Genomic DNA, 20019 nt, shown 5'->3' with positions numbered 1-20019 from the left:
TCAGGAGACCGCCATGTTCCGCCCGTTCCTTGCCCTCGCGCTGATGACCGCGCCCGCGCTGGCGCAGACCGCCGACCAGGAGGCGCGGCTGGCCGATGCCGTCGCGGCGATGGAGGCGCAGAGCCTCGCCTTCTATGCCTCGATCGACCCCCGCTTCGTGCCGATCCTGACACCGCCCGAGGACGCGCCCGATTTCAGCGACAACCGGCGCTGTTTCATGGCCCGGCTGGAAGAGGGTGGCGGGCCGGACATGCTGGAGGACTATATCACCGCGCTGGAGGAGATCAGCGCGACAGAAATCACCACGCTGCTGGACCTGGGCGCGAATGTGCCGGAGGTGATGATGTCGGATGTGGTCTTTGCCGCATCCTCCGAATGCGGGTCGCTGTCCTATTCGACATCGAAGATGGTGACGCCGGAATTCCTGGCGCTGATGGATGAGCCGGAGGTCATGAACGCCTTGATGGGTCAGGCGCGCTAACCGCCAAGCGTCACGCCGTAGCCGGCAGGCCCTGCCATGCGCAGCACCTGCCGGATGATCGCAGCGCCGTAGCTGTCGTAGGCCACGCGGGTCAGGCACAAAAGCGCGGTGTGGCGGTCGACCGAGAGGGCCACGGCGTCGGACATGCTGGTTTCCTCGGCGTGCAGCCTGTCCTCGACGCGGGAGGCCGTCAGCCCAAGCGCGTCAAGGATGTCGGCCAGATCGGCGGGCAGGTCTTCCGACGCCTCGGGCGCAATCGAAACGGGGATGTGCAACTCCTCCAGCGCGAAGCGGGCACCGCCGGATTTCAGCGTGCGGGCATAGTCATGCAGCCGACCGGGGCCGAAAAGCGCGTGTTCGCCTGCGTCCGGACCGCGGGTGGCATGGCGGCTGCGGAAGACCTCCAAATCCAGGGCCGCGCCATCCGGGCCGCGCAGACGGTCGATGTCCGGGGCGTCGGTTACGGGGGCGGCGGGGCGCGCGACGATGGTGCCGCGACCGGGCTTGCGGTGCAGGTGCCCCATGCCCTCCAGCGTCATCAGCGCGCGGCGCATGGTGCCCTGGCTGACGCCAAACTCCTCGGCCAGCTCGAATTCATTGCCGAGGCGCATCCCCTCGGGCCATGTGCCGGACCTGATCCGGCGCAGCATCTCGGCTTCGGCCTTTTTGTAGAGCGGCTCACGGGCCATATCGGGTATCCTCGTCCTCAAGGGGCGGTCAGTTCAGGTGACGGATCAACCTGGCGTGCCGGTCGAAGGCCGCGATGGCCTGGCCCAATGTCGGCAGGCTTGCCGCCTCCATCATCGGGATCATCTTGGCAAAGGCCGTCGCCGTGGCGATTGCGTCCCCGATGGCTGTATGGCGGTCCTGTTCGGGAATGCCAATGGCCAGACGGTCGCAGAGCGCATCGAGGGTATGTTCCGCCGACCCGCCGAAGAGGATGGCCGACAAAAGCACTGTATCGAGGATCGGCTGATCAAAGCGCAGGCCGATCTCGGATTCGCGGCGTTGCAGGAAGGCCATGTCGAAAGGCGCGTTATGGGCCACCAGCGGACAGCCGCCCGCGAAGCGGTGGAACCGGGTGAGGGCCTGCGAGACGTCCGGCGCGTCGGCCACCATCTCGTTGGTGACATGATGCACGGCGGTCGAGGCGGGCGGGATCTTGCGGCCCGGATTGACGAGCAGGTCGAAACGCTCGCCCGGTTGCAGCTTGCCATTGACGACGCGCACGGCGGCGATCTGGCAGATCTCGTCCACCTGCGGGTTGAGGCCGGTGGTCTCGGTGTCGAAGATCACGAAATCGAGCTGGCGCAGGCGCGCTTCCGATAGCTGATCGGGCAGGCGGGCATGGAGCAGGTCGAAATCGTAGCGCATCGCGGCGGGGCCGGTCCGGCTGCCCGAAAGCGACAGGCGCAGGGGGAAGCGCAGCGAGGCGCGGCCATCCGAGGCGGGCTCGACCGTGACGCGGGTGCCGTGGAACAGCACCACGTCGCGGCCCGAGAAGCGAGTAAAGCCAGGGGTCAGCGGCGCGGCGAGCCACTGGGCGATCTTGTCCGGCGTGGGCGTGGGGCCGGTGGCCGAAAGCGTGACCATCGCGGTCATGGAATCGGCGATGGAAACCGAGAGGTGAAAGCCGGTCGCGCCCGCGCCCGCCCAAGCCAGCGCCAGTTGTTCCAGCAGGCGCACCGCCGCGAAGCCGTCAAAGCGCATCCGCAGATCGGCGATGTCATCGGTCAGGGGGAAGTCCTTGCGGGCGAGCCGTGCGCGCAACCCGGTGGCCAGGGTCTGGGCGGGCAGCGCCTCCAGCGGCCACCACTTGGCGTCGGTCTCGGATTTCTCGCGGCGAATGCGGGCGGTCAGCGCGGTGAGGTCGGCGCGGGCGGAGTCGGGGAGGGTCGGCAGCGCCTCGGTCACGCCTTCCAGCAGGTCGTTCAGAAGATGCGCGCGTTGCGCCTGCACCAGAAGGCCGCGGCCCTGGTCGCGCAGGCGCAGGACATAGCCGGGGGCCTCGGTTTCCTGGCCCTCAAGGTGCATCAGGTGCAGGCGCGCCTCCAAAAGGCGGGTGCCCTCGACGGTGGCGCAGAGGATGTCGGCGCGGTCCTCGGCCGTTGCGGGGTCGCGCAGCCGGTCATAGGCTTGCAGGATCGGGCCTGGCAGCAGCAGGTCCGAGAGCGGACGGTTGAGGGAGAGTGCCTCGGTATCGCCCAGAACCCGGCCCGCCTGCGCATTGTAAAGCGCGATATTATGCTCGGGCGTGCAGAAGAGGACGCCATCGGGCGAGCCTGCCAAGAGCGCCTCGAGCCGGGCCTTTTCGCGCGACAGCTTGGCGGTTTCGCGGCCCACCTCCATCGCCATGGCGTTGCGGGTTTCGGTCAGGTGATCGGCGACGGCGGCGGCGGCGGGGGCCAGATCGCCCAGATAGCGCGCGGGTGCGTGGTCGATGCCGGTTTCCACATCGGCATGGGCGCGGGCCCGCATCTCGGCGGCCAGCTGCTCGACCGGGCGGGCGACATGTTCGTCGAACTTGACCCAGACCCAGGTTGTCAGCCCGATAATGGCCAGCGATGCCACCAGCCCCGCGACGATGAACGCGGGCAGGGCGTCGGGATCGCCGAGCCGCATGTAGCCGAGCACCATGCCGCCCACCACCAGCGCCGCCCCGCCAAGCGCCAGCAGCGCGAAAAAGAGGAAGATGCGCAGGCGGAGGCTGAGATGGGTGAGCATCGGGCGGCCTTTCGGTTATGCCTCGTCGCAGAGGGCCGCGCGCAGCGGGTCGCCTTCGGGCATGGCGTTCCAGCGCGCGTCCTCGCCAAGCGCCGCTTCGGTCAGGTCGGGCTGGTCGATCAGGGTCATCTGGCGGCCCGCCTCGCAATCGACGGCCATCGGCACCTCGGTGATCGCGGCCCACCGGCCATAGACATAGAGGTTGACCAGCTGCACGCCGGGTAGCGCGTCATTCATGCGGATCGAGGCGCGGTCGAGCGCGATGAAGCCGTTTACATAGGGGCGCACAAAGGTCCAGGGCTGGTACCAGGCGGTGTGTTCGCGCGAAACGATGACCTCCATCCCCTCGGGCAGGTTGCCGACCTGGTTGTCGAACCAGGTATATTCGGTCGAGACCGTCGCCGCGATCATGGCCCCGCCCGCGAAGAGGGGCGTGATCCAGGCGGGCAGGCGTCCCCGGAAGGTCATGCGCAGGAGCATGGCAAGCCCCGCGCCGCCGATCCCGGCGATGAAAACGGCAATGAGGGTGAAGAACATGCGCGTTCCTTCCGCGTCTAGCTGAGGATGCCGCGGCCCTGGCCGGCGGCGGATTGCATCGTCTTGACCACCACGAAGGCGTCGCGCAGGTGGCTGCGCTCGAAATCGGAAAGGTCGGTGGGGGTCATGAAATTGTCGGGCGTCTCGCCGCGCCTGATCTGCGCGGCCTGATGCGCGAGGCGGATATCGGCGATCATGTCATAGGCGTCCAGCAGGTCGCGCCCGCCGGTGGGCGAGACCTGCCCGCCGGTGATCGCAGCCTCCAGCCTTGCGCGGGTATTGGCGGCGCGGTGGCGCCCGCGCAGGGCGTAGATGCGGCCCAGATCGACGATCGGCACGACGCCGTTATGTTTCAGGTCGACGCTGTTCTTGTTCTCGCCCGAGCGGATCGTGGCGAAACCGCGAAAGAGGCCGAGCGGCGGCTGATGCTTGAGCGAGTTGGAGACCATATGCGCCACGAAGATCGAGTTTTCCGAGGCCTGGCGCAAGGTCTCATCCTGCAGGCCGTCAAAGAGGCTCTCATCGCCGCCGATGGGGCGCAGGTCGAACATGACGCTGGCCAGCATCTGCGCCTCGGGGTCGGGCGAGGCGATCCAGCCCTCGAAATACTCGCGCCAGACGCGCAGGGGTTGGCGCCAGCGATCCGCCGTCGCCATCATGTCGCCGGGGCAGTAGAAATAGCCGCAGGCATCCAGCCCGTCCGAGACGATCCTGGCCAGCGACTTGAAATAGGCGTCATGCGCGGGGGTCATGTCGTCATGGAGGATCAGGCAGTTGTCCTGGTCCGAAACGCCGGTCTGTTCCTGGCGCCCTTGGCTGCCACAGGCCAGCCACAGATAGGGCACCGGCGGGGGGCCGAGCCTCTCTTCGGCCATCGCCAGCAAGCGGCGGGTGGTGGCGTCGCAGATGTCGGTGATCAGGCGGGTGACGACCTGGTGCGCGTTATGACCGCCGACCAGTTGCACCAGAAGCTGCGGGATGGCGTGGACGACCCGCGCGAGATCCTTGATTGAGGACGCATCCGCGATCTCGCCGATCATCGCGGCCGAGGATTGCGCCTGGAACCGGGTCAGGTCGGTCTGGGTCAGGATGCCGACAAGGCGGCCCGCCTCGACCACGGGCATATGGGTGATGTGGCGTTCCACCATCCGGTGCAGCACGTCCGAGACCAGCGCCGAGGGCGGCAGGGTGACCGGATCGGGGGTCATCACCTGCGCCACGGGTGTCTCGGGCGGCAGCCCTTCCGCGACGGCGCGGTTGGTCAGGTCGCGGGTGGTCAGGATACCGGCAAGCTTCGCGTCCCGCATCACCATCAGCGAGGAAACGGAGTTGTCGCGCATCCGGCCCGCGGCGGCCCGGATCGCGGTGTCGGGCGTACAGGTCAGGGGATCGCGGGTCATCACATCGGCCAGCGACATGGTGGTCAGGTCCTGGCGCTTGGCGCGGGCGGGGCGGCTGCGGTCGAAGAAGCGCGCGATACCTGGATGGTCGGCGACCAGCGCGGTGAACACATCGGCGGGGATCGACAGGAGGGCCGTCGCGTTGGTGGCGCGCGCCGAGGTCGCGGCGGTGCCGTCGCGCAAGAGGCCGCGTTCGCCGAAGGAATTGCCGGGGCCGAGCTGCGACAGGACGGACCCGGCCTCGTCGCTGACCTCGACCCGGCCCTCGGCAATCAGGTAGAGCGCGGGCAGCCGGTCGCCATGGGCATAGATCTGTTGATCGGCCTCGAAGCGCGCCTCGCCGACATGGGCGACCAGATCGCGCAGCGCATCGGCGTCGAGACTGTCATATGGGTGCGTCCGGGCGAGGATGTCGGCGATGGGCAGCGGCATGGATCGGTCCCGGATCAGGCAAGAAATGGAAAACGGCGCATCCCGAGGGTCTCAGGATGCGCCGGTCTTGGGGTTCCGGGGGCCGCATGGTGGCGCGGCCCCCGGATCATTGCGCATCTCAGTGGTCGGCGGCTGCCGCACCCGCGCCACGCGGCACGCGGATGCTCTCGACCAGGTCGACGATCTCCTGCGGCGGCTCCTCGGTCGCGTTGGACACGATATAGGCCACACCGAAGTTGATCAGCGCGCCGATGGCACCGAACGAGGTCGACTTGATCGGCCCGAGAAGCGGGTCGGCGTCATCGAAGCTGGCGGTGCCGGGGATGAAGAACCAGCCCTTGTGCAGGAAGATGTAGAGCAGGGTCACGATCAGACCTGCCAGCATCCCCCAGACCGCGCCCTTGTTGTTCACGCGCTTGGAGAAGATGCCCATCATCAGCGCCGGGAAGATCGACGCCGCCGCCAGACCGAAGGCCAGGGCCACGGTTTGCGCCGCGAAGCCCGGCGGGTTCAGACCCAGGTAGGTCGCCACCACGATGGCACCGGCCATCGCGATACGGGCCCACATCAGTTCACCCTTTTCCGAGATGTTCGGATTGAGCTGACCCTTGATCAGGTCGTGACTGATGGCACCCGAGATGGCCAGGAGCAGACCCGCAGCCGTGGACAGCGCCGCTGCCAGACCACCGGCAGCCACCAGCGCGATCACCCAACCGGGAAGGTTGGCGATCTCGGGGTTGGCCAGCACCAGGATGTCGCGGTTCACGGTCAGTTCGGAGCCTTCCCAGCCACGCGCTTCGGCGGTATCGGCGAAGCTTGCCGAGCCGTCATTGTACCACTGGATCAACCCGTCATCATTGGCGTCGTTGAAGGTCAGCAGGCCGGTGATCTCCCAGTTGCGCATCCATTCGGGACGCTCATCATAGGCGATCGGTTCCTCGGCGGTCCCGTTCGGGTAGACCGTGTCGATCAGGTTCAGACGCGCCATTGCGCCAACGGCGGGGGCCGTCAGGTAGAGCAGCGCGATGAAGACCAGCGCCCAACCGGCGGACCAGCGGGCATCGGCGACGCGGGGCACCGTGAAGAAGCGGATGATGACATGCGGCAAACCGGCCGTGCCGATCATCAGCGACAGGGTGAAGAGCACCATGTTCAGGGTCGAGCCCTGCGCGGCGGTGTATTCGGCAAAGCCGAGATCCTGCACCACCTGGTCCAGACGCTCCAGAAGCGGCACGCCGCTTGCGGTGTGATCCGAGAACAGGCCGAGCGCGGGGATCGGGTTGCCGGTCAGTTGCAGCGAGATGAACACGGCCGGAATCGTGTAGGCGGTGATCAGAACGATATACTGGGCAACCTGCGTATAGGTCACGCCCTTCATGCCACCCAGAACCGCGTAGCAGAACACAACCGCGGCACCGATCATCAGGCCCCAGAAGTTCGACACTTCCAGGAAGCGCGAGAAGGCCACGCCGACGCCGGTCATCTGGCCGATAACGTAGGTCACCGAGGCCACGATCAGGCAGACCACGGCCACCATGCGGGCGGTCGGGCTGTAGAAGCGGTCGCCGATAAACTCCGGCACGGTGAATTTGCCGAACTTGCGCAGGTAGGGCGCGAGCAGCAGCGCCAGCAGCACGTAGCCGCCGGTCCAGCCCATCAGGAACGAGCTGTTGTCATAGCCGGTGAAGGCGATGAGACCGGCCATCGAGATGAACGAGGCCGCCGACATCCAGTCGGCCGCCGTGGCCATGCCGTTGGTGACGGGGTGAATGCCGCGGTTGGCGGCGTAGAATTCGGACGTGGACCCGGCACGGGCCCAGATCGCGATGCCGATGTAGAGCGCGAAGGTCGCGCCCACGAACAGCAGGTTGAGGGTATATTGATCCATAATCTCCGCCCCTTATTCTTCGTCGACGCCATACTGGCGGTCGAGCTTGTTCATGCGCCAGGCATAGAAGAAGATCAGCGCCAGAAAGACGAGGATGGAGCCCTGTTGGGCAAACCAGAAGCCCAGATCGGTGCCGCCGACCGCGATGCCGGAGAGCATCGGGCGCAACAGGATACCGAAGCCGAACGACACCAAGGCCCAGATTATCAGGCAAATGGTGACGAGGCGGATATTGGCCGCCCAGTACTCGTTGTTTGATGGCGTCTCTGCCATGAGGTAGTCTCCCTTTTGTTTTGGTCCCCCGGCGGGTGATGGAAAGCGTGCCAGGGCCGGAACGTCGCCGGTGCCCGTTTCCCGCGGGCATCGGCTTCTTGAAAGCGGGTCAGCCGTCCGAGACCTCCTTGACGATCTGGGTCAGCTTCTCCGCAACATCGTCGATCGGCGCCATGGCCGGGACGGGCTTGAGGTTTCCGCGCAGCGCGTAATAGTCGATCAGCGGCGCGGTCTGCATGTGATAGGCACCGAGCCGCGTGCGCACGGTCTCGGCGTTGTCGTCGGGGCGGCGGGTGAACTGGGTCGATCCGCATTTGTCGCAGACGCCCTCGCTGGCGGGGGGCTTGTTGTCGTCGTGATAGCCCTCGCCGCATTCGGCGCAGGTGTAGCGGCCCGCGATGCGGCCGACCATGGCCTCGTCATCGACCTCAAGGCTGATCACGGCGCTGATCGGCGCGCCGCGGTCCAGCATCAGCGCGTCCAGCGCCTCGGCCTGTCCTTCCGTGCGGGGAAAGCCGTCGAGGATGATGCCCTTGCCGGTGTCGGGCTGATCAAGGCGGTCCTTGAGTATGGCCAGCACGATCTCGTCCGAGACAAGCTGCCCTTCCGCCATCACCTGCTTGGCGACCTTGCCCGCGGGCGTGCCCTGGGCCACCGCCTCGCGCAGCAGGTCGCCGGTCGAAAGCTGGACCAGGCCAAACGCCTCGGTAAGCATCCGCGCCTGGGTGCCCTTGCCCGCGCCCGGAGGCCCGAGCAGGATCAGGTTGACGGGATGTGTCTGGGTCTCGGCGTCCATGTCCTATCCTTCCGCGCGGTTGGCGATCAGGTCATCGACCACGGACGGATCGGCCAGCGTCGAGGTATCGCCGAGCGAGCCGGTGTCGTTCTCGGCGATCTTGCGCAGGATGCGGCGCATGATCTTGCCCGAGCGGGTCTTGGGCAGGCCGGGGGCCCATTGGATCACGTCGGGCTTGGCGATCGGGCCGATCTCGTTGCGGACCCAGTCGGAGAGGGTTTTCTTGAGGTCGTCCGAAGGCGTCTCGTCATTCATCAGCGTGACGTAGCAATAGATGCCCTGGCCCTTGATCGGGTGCGGGTAGCCGACCACGGCGGCCTCGGAGACGGTTTCATGCGCGACCAGGGCGGATTCGACCTCGGCCGTGCCCATGCGGTGGCCGGAGACGTTGATCACGTCATCGACGCGGCCTGTGATCCAGTAATCGCCATCGGCGTCGCGCTTGCAGCCGTCGCCGGAGAAGTAATAGCCCTTGTAGTCCGAGAAATAGGTTTTCACGAACCGGTCATGATCGCCATAGACGGTGCGCATCTGACCCGGCCAGCTATCGGCCAGCACCAGTACGCCCTCGACATCGTTGCCCTCGATCACCTCGCCCGTCGTCGGTTCCAGCACCAGCGGCTTGACCCCGAAGAACGGCTTTTGCGCCGCCCCCGGTTTCAGCTCATGCGCGCCGGGCAGTGCCGTCATCATGTGGCCGCCGGTCTCGGTCTGCCACCAGGTGTCGACGATGGGGCATCTGCCCTTGCCGACATGGGTGTTGTACCAGTTCCAGGCCTCGGGGTTGATCGGCTCGCCCACGGTGCCGAGCAGCTTGAGGCTGGACAGGTCGTGCTTCTCGACCGGCTCCGGGCCCTTGCCCATCAGCGCGCGAATGGCGGTCGGCGCGGTGTAGAACTGGTTCACCTTGTGCTTTTCGCAGACGGCCCAGAACCGGCCCGCATCGGGGTAGGTCGGCACGCCCTCGAACATCAGCGTGGTCGCGCCATTGGCCAGCGGCCCGTAGACGATATAGCTGTGGCCGGTGACCCAGCCGACATCCGCCGTGCACCAGAACACATCGCCCTCGTGGTAGTCGAAGACATATTCATGCGTCATCGAGGCATAGACGAGGTAGCCGCCGGTGGAATGCACCACGCCCTTGGGCTGGCCGGTGGAGCCGGAGGTGTAGAGGATGAAAAGCGGATCTTCGGCGTTCATTTCCTCGGGCGGGCAATCGGCGCCGACACGTTCGGCGACATCGTCATACCAGACATCGCGCCCGCCGACCCAGGCGACCTGGCCGCCGGTGCGCTTGACCACCAGGCATTTGGTGTCGATCACGTTGTGCAGGAGCGCCTTGTTGACGTTGTCCTTGAGTTCCGTCACCCGGCCCCCGCGCGGCGCGCCGTCCGAGGTGATCACCAGCTTGGCGCCCGAGCCGTTGATGCGCGCGGCCAGCGCGTCGGGCGAGAAGCCCGCGAAGACGATGGAATGGACCGCCCCGATCCGGGCGCAGGCCAGCATGGCATAGGCGGCCTCGGGGATCATCGGCAGGTAGAGGACGACGCGGTCGCCTTTCTCGACGCCCAGATCCTTGAGGACATTGGCGAAGGTGCCGACCTTTTCGGCCAGCTCGTTATAGGTGATGTGCAGCGCGTCATCGCCGGGCTCATCCGGTTCCCAGATGATCGCGGTCTGGTCGCCGCGCGTGGCAAGGTGGCGGTCGATGCAGTTGGCGGCGACGTTCAGCGTGCCGTCCTCGTACCATTTCACATGCACGTCGTCATGCGCGAAGGAGGTGTCCTTGACCTTCGTGTAGGGCTTGATCCAGTCGATGCGCTGGCCATGCTCGCGCCAGAAGCCTTCGGGGTCGTTGATCGAGGCGGCATACATCTCGTCGTATTTGGCGGAGTCGATATGGGCGCCTGTCAGCAGGGCGGGCGTCTTTTTGGTCGTGTCGGGCAAGGTAGTCCCCCTCGTTCAGTCCGGTTCCTCATCCCAGGCAATCGGCGCGTCGAACCGGGTGCTGATCCGCGAAGAGCCCTTCGCCGGTCACGCGTCCCGCGCCTTGCACAGTTCAAACGGCGCGGCAGGTCTGCCGCCTCCGCGCTTTTCCGTCTCGCCCAAGCGGGCGGATATTCCTGGCTGGCCTCCCCAACCGTTTCATCGCCTGCCCGGTGGCTTGCGGCGGATCGAGGCCGCCCCCGTGCGTTCCGGTGGTCGATGACATGAGGGCCGCGATGGGCCCGACTCCCTGCTGTCAAATTTGCAGAGAGTGGGGCATTGGGGAATGGGGGGCGTTACGCAGCGTCACGATCCTGTCACGGAGTTTCGCGCGGAAGGCGAATGTGGTCAATAAATTTACAACTGTATCTGCAAAAGCGTTGTTTATCTGGATATTGCGCAGGGTCGTTTCGGGGCGGATTGAGAAAAGCTGCGTCGTTTTCTTTTCAGATCGACGGTTTTGCGGGGGTCAGGCCGGGTCGAGGCTGCGGAAACTGCCCTCCAGCCAGGGCATCTGGGCAAGGCCGGGGCGGGTGAAATGGGTTTCGATCAGGTCGCGCGCGAGGCCCGCGATCTGGCCCGGAACCTCGCCCGCCCAATCCGGCCCGGAGTAAAGCACGATGCGGCGGGAGAAGCCCTGGAAGGGCAGGGGATGCGCGTCGATGGCGTCGCGGAACCGGCCCGCGCGCAACAGGCTGAGCGGGGTGGTGATGGTCCAGCCGGTGCCGCCCGCGACCAGCGCGCTGATCGACTGGTTCGAGTCCAGCTCGAACCAATTCGGCGGAGTCAGGCCCTGGCGGGTCAGCACCTCCTCGATCTGCTGGCCCATCACCTGGGCCTGATCGCGGCGCAGGAGGCGCAGATGATCCAGCGCCTTCAGCCCGCCGCCCATATCGGTGCCATGCGGCACGGCGAGGATATAGGGATCCTCCAGCAGCGGATGCGCGACGGCGCCCGCGGGCGTGCTGCGGCCGGCGGCGCAGATCGCGATGTCCAGCTCACCACCCGCGACCTGGTTCAGCAGAACGTGGCTGGCCCCGGTATGCAGGCGGAACTCGCAATGCTGCATGGTCTCGGCCAGCCGCGTGGCCAGAAGCGGCGTGACCTCGTTCTCGAAATCCTCGATCACGCCCATGCGCAGCGAGGAGACCTGGCTGAGATCGGGGGCGACCAGGTCGCGCTGGCCGTGGCGCAGCGCCCCCAGCGCGACCTCGACATGATGCAGGAACTGGCGACCGGCGGGCGTCAGCACCATCGGGCGGCGGCCCTGGTCGATCAGCGGCGCACCCACGGCGGTAGTAAGGTTCTTGAGCTGTTGCGAGACGGCGGGCGCGCTCATCCCCAGGCGCTTTGCGACCTCGCCGACCGAGCCGGTCTCGGCCATGGCCTCGAACACCTCCAGCCCGCGGATCGAAACGCCTTTGAGTATTCCCGGCATGGCGGTGTGGCGTCCTTGGGCGCGGGATCAGGCGTTGATGATGGTTTCCAGAAGGCGGGCCGGAATGGCGATGCCGGTGGCCTCGGACCGGCTGCGGGTTTCCTGCCGGCGGACGGCATGGGCGCAAGCGCGGGGCGCGGCAAGATCGGTGTTCAGCACCTCGGGCGCGATGGCGATCAGGGCGTGACCGGCGCGCAACGGACCGCCGAGCGGGCCGGTGAAATCGCCGCGCGCGGCCTCGTCCAGCGCGCCGGTGGCGAGGGTCTGGATGAGGGCGGCCAGGACGCTGCCATCTGCGGCACTGTCTTGCAGGATCGTCGCCGGGTTGCCCGCCCCCGGCAGGGCCAGTGCCATGTGACGCGGCAGGGCTGTGTCGGCCCCATCCGCCAGCGAAACCCGCGTCGTCGCCATGCACAGCCCGATCAGACCGGCCCCGGCGATGTTCTCGGCGACCAGCGCGGGCAGGGTCATCGGATAGGCGTTGCGGATCGTGAGGATCGCGATGCCGTGGCGGCGCGCGGCGGCGAGGAAGGGTAGCCACCCCGCCTCGATCGCGGGGCAGGCAAACCCGTCACCCGCGTCGACCTGAAGGCAGCTTGGCGTCACCTGAGTCAGGGCCGGGACCGCCTGGCCATTGAGGCGGCCACAGCGCAGATGTTCGACAATATCGGGAAGCGCGCCCAACCCCGCCGCGTGCTGCCCGTCGCGTTCGGCCTGACGCAGGCTCCGGGCGGCGATGGCGGCATTGGGGCGGGACGTGCCCGCGCGGATCAGGATGTCGCGGGCGAGGGTTTCGACATCGTCTAGGCTGAGCAACTCATTCATGGGCGAATATGTGTCACCGCAGCTTCCGCGCTGTCAATCAAAAGGGGGCGCGGGTGCTCAGGTATAGAGAAATTCGACTTGGCCGTCGGGCAGGATCGCAACCGTGGTCAGCGTCCCCGTCTCCCAGGCGCCGGTGTCGATGCCGATGCGGCCATCCTCGGTCACGGGCGCGTCCATCGGCGTGTGGCCATGCACGACCCAAAGCCCGTCGGCGCGGGGCCGGGTCTCGAATTCGGGGTGCCCCCAGAGCAGGACGCGTGGCGATTGGTGGTCCATCGGGTGTTGCGGATCGGCGGCGGCATGGACCGCCCAGAGGTTGCCCGAGGACCACGAGAGCGGCAGGTTCGCCAGCCAGTCCAGCATCCCGGCCCCCATCTTGGCGCGCAGCCCCTCGGCGGTGGCGCGCAGCGCATCGGGGGCGGCACCGGGCAAGAGCTGGCTGCTGTGTAACCCGTAGCTGTCCAGCGTGTCATGCGCGCCGGTGCGCAACCAGCGCGGCCCGCGCGTGACGGGATCGGCGAGGAAATCCAGCAGCATCCGTTCGTGGTTGCCCATCAGCCCGGTCACGTTGTCGGGCAGTTCTTCGGCCAGTTCGCGCACGCGGGCCAGAACGGCGGCGCTGTCGGGGCCGTGGTCGATGTAATCGCCGACAAAGACCACCTGCGGGTTGCGCGCGCCGACCCGGCCGACATGGGCGTCGATGAGGTCAAGCGCGCGTTCCAGCAGGTCGGCGCGGCCATGGACGTCACCCACGGCATAGACCGGGTCCAGAGGGCGCGGAAGGTTCACCTGCGCCTCGGGACTTGGCGTCACGGTGCGGGGCCGGGCCAGGATGGAGCGCAGATTTCGGATCATGGGTGTCACTTGCGCTGGCCGCTTGCGAAAAACAAGGGGCAGGGCGCGGTTGCGGTCTATAATCGGTGCCTATTGGGTGCGCAGGATACGGGCGGGGCGGGCGGCCAGCGGTCGCCAGGCAAAGACCAGCCCCGCCAGCAGGCTGAGGGTTGCGCCGCCCAGGATGATGGCGACGGCGGAGGCGGCGTGAAAGGTATAGCTGCCCTCCATCACGAAGCGCATCACCGCCCATCCCGCCAAGGTGCCCGCGCCAACCGCGATGACGCCCGCCGCCGCGCCCTGGATCGCGGCGCGCAGGGCGAAGCTGGCGAGGATGCGGGCACGGCTGGCGCCGAGGGTCTTGAGGATCGCGGCTTCCTGGATGCGCGCGCGTTCGCCCGCCGCCGCCGCGCCGATGAGGACCAGAAGCCCGGTCAGAAGCGTCGCCGCCGCGCCCCAGGAGGTGGCCGCCGCGATGCCTTGCAGGGCCTGCGCGACCTGGTCGATCGCGTCACGCACCCGGATCGCGGTGATGTTGGGCGCGGCCCCGGCGATGTCGCGCAGGAGGGGGGCCTCGGCGGGTTCTTCCGCGTAGACGGTGGCGATATAGGTGTGCGGAGCCCCGGCGAGCGCCGAGGGGTTCAGCGTCATGACGAAGCCGATGCCTGCGTCGGAGAAATCGACCTCGATCAGGGCCGCCACGGTCGCGGTGATGTCGCGGCCCAGGAGGTTGACGGTGATCTCTGAGCCGATGCCGATGCCGATCTCGCGCGCTTCTTCCGCCGCGAAACCCATCAGGGGCGGGCCGGTGTAGTCCTGCGCCCACCAGCTGCCCGCGACGATCTGTTCCTCGGGCGGCGGGGTGGCGCGATAGGTCACGCCCCGGTCGCCGTGCAGGATCCAGTGTTCGCCCGCGACCTCTTCCGCCGGTTGGCCGTCGATGCGGGTCACGAAGCCGCGCAGGATGGGTGCGGTCTCGACCCGGGTGACGCCGGGATCGGTTTCGGTACGGGCGAGGAAATCGGCCAGCTGGTCGGTCTGGATGTCGATGAAGAAATAGGAGGGTGCGCGGTCGGGCAGCTCGGTCTGGATTGCAGCGCGCAGGTTGGTGTCGATCTGGCCCACGCCGGCCAGCACCGAAAGGCCGAGGCCGAGCGACAGGATCGTGCTGGTGGTGTCCGAGCCGGGCCCGCCGACCGCGCCGAGGGCGAGGCGGATCGTGCTGCGCCCCCGTGCCAGGCGGGAGCGGGCCAGCGCGCGGGCGAGGCGGCGGATGAGCCAGGCGGTGAGGCTCAGGACAATGAGCGCGGCGAGGATGCCGGCAGCGGCCCAGAGGGTCATGCGGGGCAGGCCCGAGAGGAGCGCGGCGGACCCGGCGAGCGTCACGGCAAGCAGGGCGGTGAGGGCGAGGATGGGCCAGCGGGGCCAGCCGCGATTGCCGGTCAGCGCCTGCCGGTAGAGGGCGGCGGGGCGGATATCGGCGCCGCGCGCCAGCGGCCAGAGCGTGAAGATGAGCGCGGTGAGCGTGCCGTAGAGCGCGGCCTCGGCCAGCGGGCGGGGATGCAGGCCGACGGCGGCGGTGACGGGCAGCTGTGTCTCGATGATCGGGGCGAGGACCAAGGGGAGGAGCGCGCCGAGGATCAGGCCGAGGGCGAGGCCCAGAAGGGTCAGCGCGGCGATCTGCGCGAGGTAGGCGGCGAAGATGGTGGCCCTGGTCGCGCCGAGGGTCTTCAGCGTGGCGATGGTGGCGGTCTTGCCCTCAAGGTAGCTGCGGATCGCGGCGGATATGCCGATGCCGCCGACGGCCAGACCAGCGAGCCCCACGAGGACCAGGAACGCGCCGATCCGGTCGGTAAAACGGCGCAGCGCAGGCGCGGCGTTGCGGGCATCGCGCCAGCCGAACCCGGTTTCCGCGAACTGGCGGCGGGCGGCGCCCTTCAGCGCTTCGATATCGGTGCCCTGGGCCAGCGCGAGGCGGTATTGGCTGTCGTAAAGTGTGCCCTGCGTGGCGAGGCCGGTGCCCGCGAGCGCCGAGAGCGCGACGATGCTGCGCGGGCCGGGGCCGAAATTGCCGCCGGCCATATCCGGTTCGTTCTCCAGCGCGGCGCGCAGCTCGAAATCGCCGGTGCCGAATGTGACAGTGTCGCCGATTGCCAGATCAAGTTGCGCGATCAGGGCGGGGTGCATGACCACGCCGGGCAAGGTGCGCGCCTCCAGCGCCTCCTGCATCGTCATCGCCGGGGCGAGGCCGACCGCGCCATAAAGCGGATAGGCCCCGTCCACCGCGCGGATCTGGGTAAGCGCACGTTGGGTTTCGCCGTCCCCCTCCACCACCGCCATGGCGCGGAAGTCGAGGGTTTCCGAAACCGTGGCGGCGCGGCCCTCCATCCAGGTGCGTTCCTCCGCACTGGCGCGGCGCAGGGGCAGGCTGATCTGTGCATCGCCGCCCAGGATCACCGCGCCTTCGCGGGTCAGGCCCTGGTCGATCGAGACACGGACCGAGCCGACCGCCGCGATGGCCGCGACTCCGAGGGTGAGGCAGGCAAGGAAGATGCGGAAGCCCCTGAGGCCGCCGCGCAATTCCCGTCTGGCGATGCCGAGCGCAGGGGTCATGCGGCGATGCGCCCGTCGCGCAGGCGGATCACGCGGTCGCAGCGCGCGGTGAGCTCCGGCGCGTGGGTGACCAGGATCAGCGTGGCCCCGTGCCGGTCGCGCAGGCCAAACAGAAGGTCCATGATCGCGGCCCCGTTGGCGGCATCCAGGTTGCCGGTGGGTTCATCCGCCAGGAGGATCGCGGGCCGGGGCGCGGCGGCACGGGCCAGCGCCACGCGCTGCTGCTCGCCGCCCGAAAGCTGGCCGGGATAATGGCCGGTGCGATGGGCAAGCCCCACGGCCTCAAGCTCCGCCTCGGCGCGGGCGAAGGCGTCGCGGTGGCCGGCCAGTTCCAGCGGTGTGGCGACGTTCTCCAGCGCGGTCATTGTCGGGATGAGGTGGAAGGATTGGAAAACCACCCCCATATTGTCCCTTCTGAACCGGGCCAGCCGATCTTCGTTCAAACGGGTAAGGTCATGGCCCATGGCGCGGATGCTGCCGGTGCTGGCGCGTTCCAGCCCGCCCATGAGCATGAGGAGAGACGATTTGCCCGACCCCGATGGCCCCACCAGCCCGAGCGTTTCGCCGCCCGCCACCTGTAGCGTGATGGCATGCAGGATATCGACCGGCCCCGCATTGCCGGAAAGCCGCAGCGACACGTCATCGAGGTCGAGGATGGGGGCAGTCATGGCGTGGCTCCGGCGCAAGGTGTCCCCTCGATATGGGGCGATGGGGGGGATCGGCAAGGCGATAGCGGTCTGGTTGGCGCTTGCGGCCCCCGTTCAGGCCCAGGAGGTGGTGATCGCCGCCCTTGGCGATAGCCTGACGGCGGGCTACGGGTTGCCGCGCGGGCAGGGGCTGGTGCCGCAATTGCAGGACTGGCTGGATGGGCGCGGCCATGACGTGCGGCTGATCAATGCGGGCGTGTCGGGCGATACCACGGCGGGCGGGCTGGCGCGGGTGGACTGGACGCTTGGCGACGATGTCGATGGCATGATCGTGGCGCTTGGCGGCAATGACCTGTTGCGCGGGATCGACCCGGGCGTGAGCCGTGCGAACCTTGACGGGATATTGAGTGCGGCGGATGCGGCAGGGGTCGAGGTTCTGGTGATCGGGATGCGCGCCTTCAACAATTTCGGCGAGGAGTACCAGGCGGCCTATGACGCGATGTATCCCGAACTGGCCGAGGCGCATGGCGCCCTCTTCCACGAGGATTTCCTCGGCGCGATCTCGGGGGTGGACACGTCCGGCCAGGAGGGGTTCCTGCCGCGCTATATCCAGGCCGACGGGCTGCACCCCAATGCGGCCGGCGTGGCGCGGATCGTCGAGGATATCGGCCCGGCGGTCGAGGCGCTCATTCAGCGGGCGGGGCAACCCTGATCTCGGTCGCCGTCACCTCGCAGCGGGTGCGCAGGGCGGGCGGCGGATCGCTGTCGGTCACCCAGATATCCAGCGCCCCGAGCGAGGCGATGCGCACGGGCGCGGCGCGTTTCAGCTTGCCCTGATCGGCGACGAGGATGCTGGTGCGGGCCTGTTCCAGGATGGCGCGGGCCACCCGCACCTCCTGAATGTCGAAATCCAGCAGGTCGCCCTGCGCGTCCAGCGACGAGGCGCCTATGACGGCGATGTCGACCTTGAACTGGCGGATGGTCTGCACCGCCAGGTCGCCGACCAGCCCGCCATCCGAGCGGCGCAGCGCACCGCCCGTCAGCACAACTTCGCAGGACGGATTGCCCGCAAGGATCTGTGCCGCGTTCATGTTGTTGGTCACCACCATCAGGCCGGAATGGGCGGAAAGCGCGCGGGCCACCGCCTCGGTCGTGGTGCCGATATTGAGCAGCAGCGAGGCGCCATGCGGGATCAGGTCTGCGCAGGTGCGCGCAATGGCCTCCTTCGCCTCGGCATTGAGGCGGCGGCGGTCTTCATAGCCGATATTGGTGATCCCCGAGGGCAGGACCGCGCCGCCGTGGATCCGCTCCAGGAGGCGGGCGTCGCACATCTCGGTCAGGTCGCGGCGGATGGTCTGGACGGTGACGCCGAAATCGCGCGCCAGATCCTCGACCATAACACGGCCATCGTTGCGGGCACGGGTCAGGATGTCGGATTGGCGCGGGGTCATGGGCATGGGCTCTCTCCTTGTCGATCATTTTATAGCCGATGCAACCTTGCGGGGAAGGGAATAAAAGCGAACATGAAAATTGACAAAACGAACACTGAATGGCAAGGGAGAAGCGAGTTTCAGAAGGATGACCCCCCGTGAGTCGCATCTACGATCTCTTCATCATCGGCGGCGGTATCAACGGCTGCGGCATTGCCCGCGATGCGGCGGGCCGGGGCCTGTCGGTGGCGCTGGCGGAAATGGGCGATCTTGGCGGGGCGACCTCGTCGGCCTCCACCAAGCTTTTCCATGGCGGGTTGCGGTATTTGGAGTTCTTCGAGTTCGGGCTGGTGAAGAAGGCGCTGGTCGAGCGCGAAACCCTGCTGCGCGCGATGCCGCATATCAGCTGGCCGATGCGCTTCGTGCTGCCCTATCACCCGGATATGCGGTTCGAATCCGAGACGCCGACCTCGCGCGTCTTGTCCTTCGTGATGCCGTGGATGAAGGGCCGCCGCCCGGCCTGGCTGATCCGGTTGGGGCTGTTCCTCTACGACAACCTCGGCGGGCGCAAGATCCTGCCCGGAACCGAAACGCTGCGCCTGCAAGGCAGCCCCGAGGGCGCGCCGCTGGATCCGAAATTCCAGCGCGCCTATGAATATTCGGATTGTTGGGTCGAGGATGCGCGGCTGGTCGTCCTGAACGCCCGCGATGCCGAGGCGCGTGGCGCGCAGATCATGACGCGGGCCAGGGTGATCCAGGCCGAGCGGGTGGAGGACGTCTGGCAGGTTACGGTGGAGCGCGGCGGGGCGGTCGAGACCTACCGGGCGCGCGCGCTGGTCAATGCGGGTGGCCCCTGGGTGGGGCGGATCATCCACGAGGTGGCGCATCTGCAATCCAATGAGGATGTGCGGCTGGTGCGCGGCAGCCATATCGTGGTGCCGAAGCTGCATGACCACGACAAGGCCTATTTCTTTCAGGGCGAGGATGGCCGGATCATCTTCGCCATTCCGTATGAGACGGATTTCACCCTGATCGGCACCACCGACCTGGATCACGAGGGCGACCCCGGCAACCCGGTCTGCACCGATGCCGAACGCGATTACCTGTGCCGCTTCGCCTCGGAATATTTCGCGAACCCCTTGCGGCCCGAAGATGTGGTCTGGACCTATTCCGGCGTGCGTCCGCTCTATGATGACGGCGCGAAATCGGCGACGGCGGCGACGCGCGATTACGTGCTGTCGCTGGACGCGACCGGGGCCCCGGTGCTGAACGTGTTCGGCGGCAAGATCACCACCTACCGCAAGCTGGCCGAGGCGGCCTTGGCGAAGCTGCGCGGGGCGTTTCCCGAGATGGGGGGCGACTGGACGGCGGGCGTTGCGATGCCGGGGGGCGATTTCCCGGTGGATGGCGTCGAAGACCTGATCGACGGCTTGCGCGCGGATTTCCCGTTCCTCGACGCGCGATGGGCGAAGCGGCTGATCCGCGCCTATGGCACCGAGGCGCGCGAGATCCTGGGCGATGCAGAGAGCGCGGATGACCTGGGCCGCGATTTTGGCGCGAGCCTGAGCGAGGCCGAGTTGCGCTGGCTGATGGCGCGCGAATACGCGGTGACGGCGGAGGATGTGGTCTGGCGTCGGTCGAAACTGGGGCTGCGCTTGAGCGAGGGCCAGATCGCGGAGATTGACAGTTTCATGCGCAGCGCGTGATCTGGGGCA

The 20019-nt window shown here is 67.6% G+C and carries 17 protein-coding genes; 3 read left to right on the top strand and 14 right to left on the bottom strand.

Translation table 11 applies throughout. The annotated features are described in order from the left end of the window. The first annotated feature begins 13 nt into the window (after window positions 1–13). On the top strand, window positions 14–481 hold the full coding sequence (locus HNS34_RS10275) for a hypothetical protein (RefSeq protein WP_172319978.1): 468 nt from the start codon (window positions 14–16) through the stop codon (window positions 479–481). Here HNS34_RS10275 and HNS34_RS10270 read toward each other — a convergent pair. The 13 genes from HNS34_RS10270 to HNS34_RS10210 form a co-directional block, all read right to left on the bottom strand. Further along, window positions 478–1170 carry a GntR family transcriptional regulator gene (locus HNS34_RS10270; protein ID WP_172319977.1) on the bottom strand — a complete coding sequence of 231 codons (693 nt, stop codon included), beginning with the start codon at window positions 1168–1170 and terminating at the stop codon, window positions 478–480. The genes HNS34_RS10275 and HNS34_RS10270 overlap by 4 nt on opposite strands. Before the next feature lie 28 nt (window positions 1171–1198). Continuing rightward, complete coding sequence (locus HNS34_RS10265) at window positions 1199–3205, bottom strand: 3'-5' exonuclease (RefSeq protein ID WP_172319976.1); 2007 nt, start codon at window positions 3203–3205, stop codon at window positions 1199–1201. A gap of 15 nt (window positions 3206–3220) precedes the next feature. Next, on the bottom strand, window positions 3221–3742 hold the full coding sequence (locus HNS34_RS10260; RefSeq protein WP_172319975.1) for a hypothetical protein: 522 nt from the start codon (window positions 3740–3742) through the stop codon (window positions 3221–3223). 17 nt (window positions 3743–3759) lie between these two features. Beyond that, complete coding sequence (locus HNS34_RS10255) at window positions 3760–5574, bottom strand: DUF294 nucleotidyltransferase-like domain-containing protein (protein WP_172319974.1); 1815 nt, start codon at window positions 5572–5574, stop codon at window positions 3760–3762. Window positions 5575–5692: 118 nt separating this feature from the next. After that, a complete protein-coding gene (locus HNS34_RS10250) occupies window positions 5693–7462 on the bottom strand; it encodes a sodium:solute symporter family protein (RefSeq protein WP_172319973.1) in 1770 nt (589 codons plus the stop codon). A gap of 12 nt (window positions 7463–7474) precedes the next feature. Then, on the bottom strand, window positions 7475–7735 hold the full coding sequence (locus HNS34_RS10245) for a DUF4212 domain-containing protein (RefSeq protein ID WP_172319972.1): 261 nt from the start codon (window positions 7733–7735) through the stop codon (window positions 7475–7477). A gap of 109 nt (window positions 7736–7844) precedes the next feature. Further along, the gene (locus HNS34_RS10240; protein ID WP_172319971.1) at window positions 7845–8531 is read right to left on the bottom strand and encodes an adenylate kinase; all 687 of its coding nucleotides are present in this window, start codon (window positions 8529–8531) and stop codon (window positions 7845–7847) included. A gap of 3 nt (window positions 8532–8534) precedes the next feature. Beyond that, window positions 8535–10478 carry an acetate--CoA ligase gene (gene acs, locus HNS34_RS10235; protein WP_172319970.1) on the bottom strand — a complete coding sequence of 648 codons (1944 nt, stop codon included), beginning with the start codon at window positions 10476–10478 and terminating at the stop codon, window positions 8535–8537. 508 nt (window positions 10479–10986) lie between these two features. Then, window positions 10987–11955 carry a LysR family transcriptional regulator gene (locus tag HNS34_RS10230; RefSeq protein ID WP_172319969.1) on the bottom strand — a complete coding sequence of 323 codons (969 nt, stop codon included), beginning with the start codon at window positions 11953–11955 and terminating at the stop codon, window positions 10987–10989. A gap of 27 nt (window positions 11956–11982) precedes the next feature. Further along, window positions 11983–12780: an Ldh family oxidoreductase gene (locus tag HNS34_RS10225; RefSeq protein WP_172319968.1), complete on the bottom strand. Its 798-nt coding sequence runs from the start codon at window positions 12778–12780 to the stop codon at window positions 11983–11985. 57 nt (window positions 12781–12837) lie between these two features. Next, window positions 12838–13635 carry a metallophosphoesterase gene (locus HNS34_RS10220; protein WP_172319967.1) on the bottom strand — a complete coding sequence of 266 codons (798 nt, stop codon included), beginning with the start codon at window positions 13633–13635 and terminating at the stop codon, window positions 12838–12840. A gap of 69 nt (window positions 13636–13704) precedes the next feature. Then, a complete protein-coding gene (locus tag HNS34_RS10215) occupies window positions 13705–16227 on the bottom strand; it encodes an ABC transporter permease (RefSeq protein ID WP_172319966.1) in 2523 nt (840 codons plus the stop codon). Beyond that, window positions 16224–16895 carry an ABC transporter ATP-binding protein gene (locus HNS34_RS10210; protein ID WP_172319965.1) on the bottom strand — a complete coding sequence of 224 codons (672 nt, stop codon included), beginning with the start codon at window positions 16893–16895 and terminating at the stop codon, window positions 16224–16226. Before HNS34_RS10210 ends, HNS34_RS10215 begins: the two co-directional genes overlap by 4 nt. Between HNS34_RS10210 and HNS34_RS10205 the strand changes: the two genes are divergently transcribed. Then, a complete protein-coding gene (locus HNS34_RS10205) occupies window positions 16894–17586 on the top strand; it encodes an arylesterase (RefSeq protein WP_172319964.1) in 693 nt (230 codons plus the stop codon). The genes HNS34_RS10210 and HNS34_RS10205 overlap by 2 nt on opposite strands. Here HNS34_RS10205 and HNS34_RS10200 read toward each other — a convergent pair. Then, the gene (locus tag HNS34_RS10200; RefSeq protein ID WP_172319963.1) at window positions 17561–18331 is read right to left on the bottom strand and encodes a DeoR/GlpR family DNA-binding transcription regulator; all 771 of its coding nucleotides are present in this window, start codon (window positions 18329–18331) and stop codon (window positions 17561–17563) included. The two genes, HNS34_RS10205 and HNS34_RS10200, sit on opposite strands and share 26 nt — an antisense overlap. Window positions 18332–18462: 131 nt before the next feature. On the opposite strand from HNS34_RS10200, the gene glpD reads away from it, so the two are divergent. Further along, window positions 18463–20010 carry a glycerol-3-phosphate dehydrogenase gene (gene glpD, locus HNS34_RS10195; RefSeq protein WP_172319962.1) on the top strand — a complete coding sequence of 516 codons (1548 nt, stop codon included), beginning with the start codon at window positions 18463–18465 and terminating at the stop codon, window positions 20008–20010. The last annotated feature ends 9 nt before the right edge of the window (window positions 20011–20019 follow it).

This window comes from Alterinioella nitratireducens (assembly GCF_013155465.1).
Lineage (GTDB): Bacteria > Pseudomonadota > Alphaproteobacteria > Rhodobacterales > Rhodobacteraceae > Alterinioella > Alterinioella nitratireducens.
Note: the sequence above shows the minus strand (reverse complement) of the source record. Positions and strands in the feature narration are given on the sequence as shown.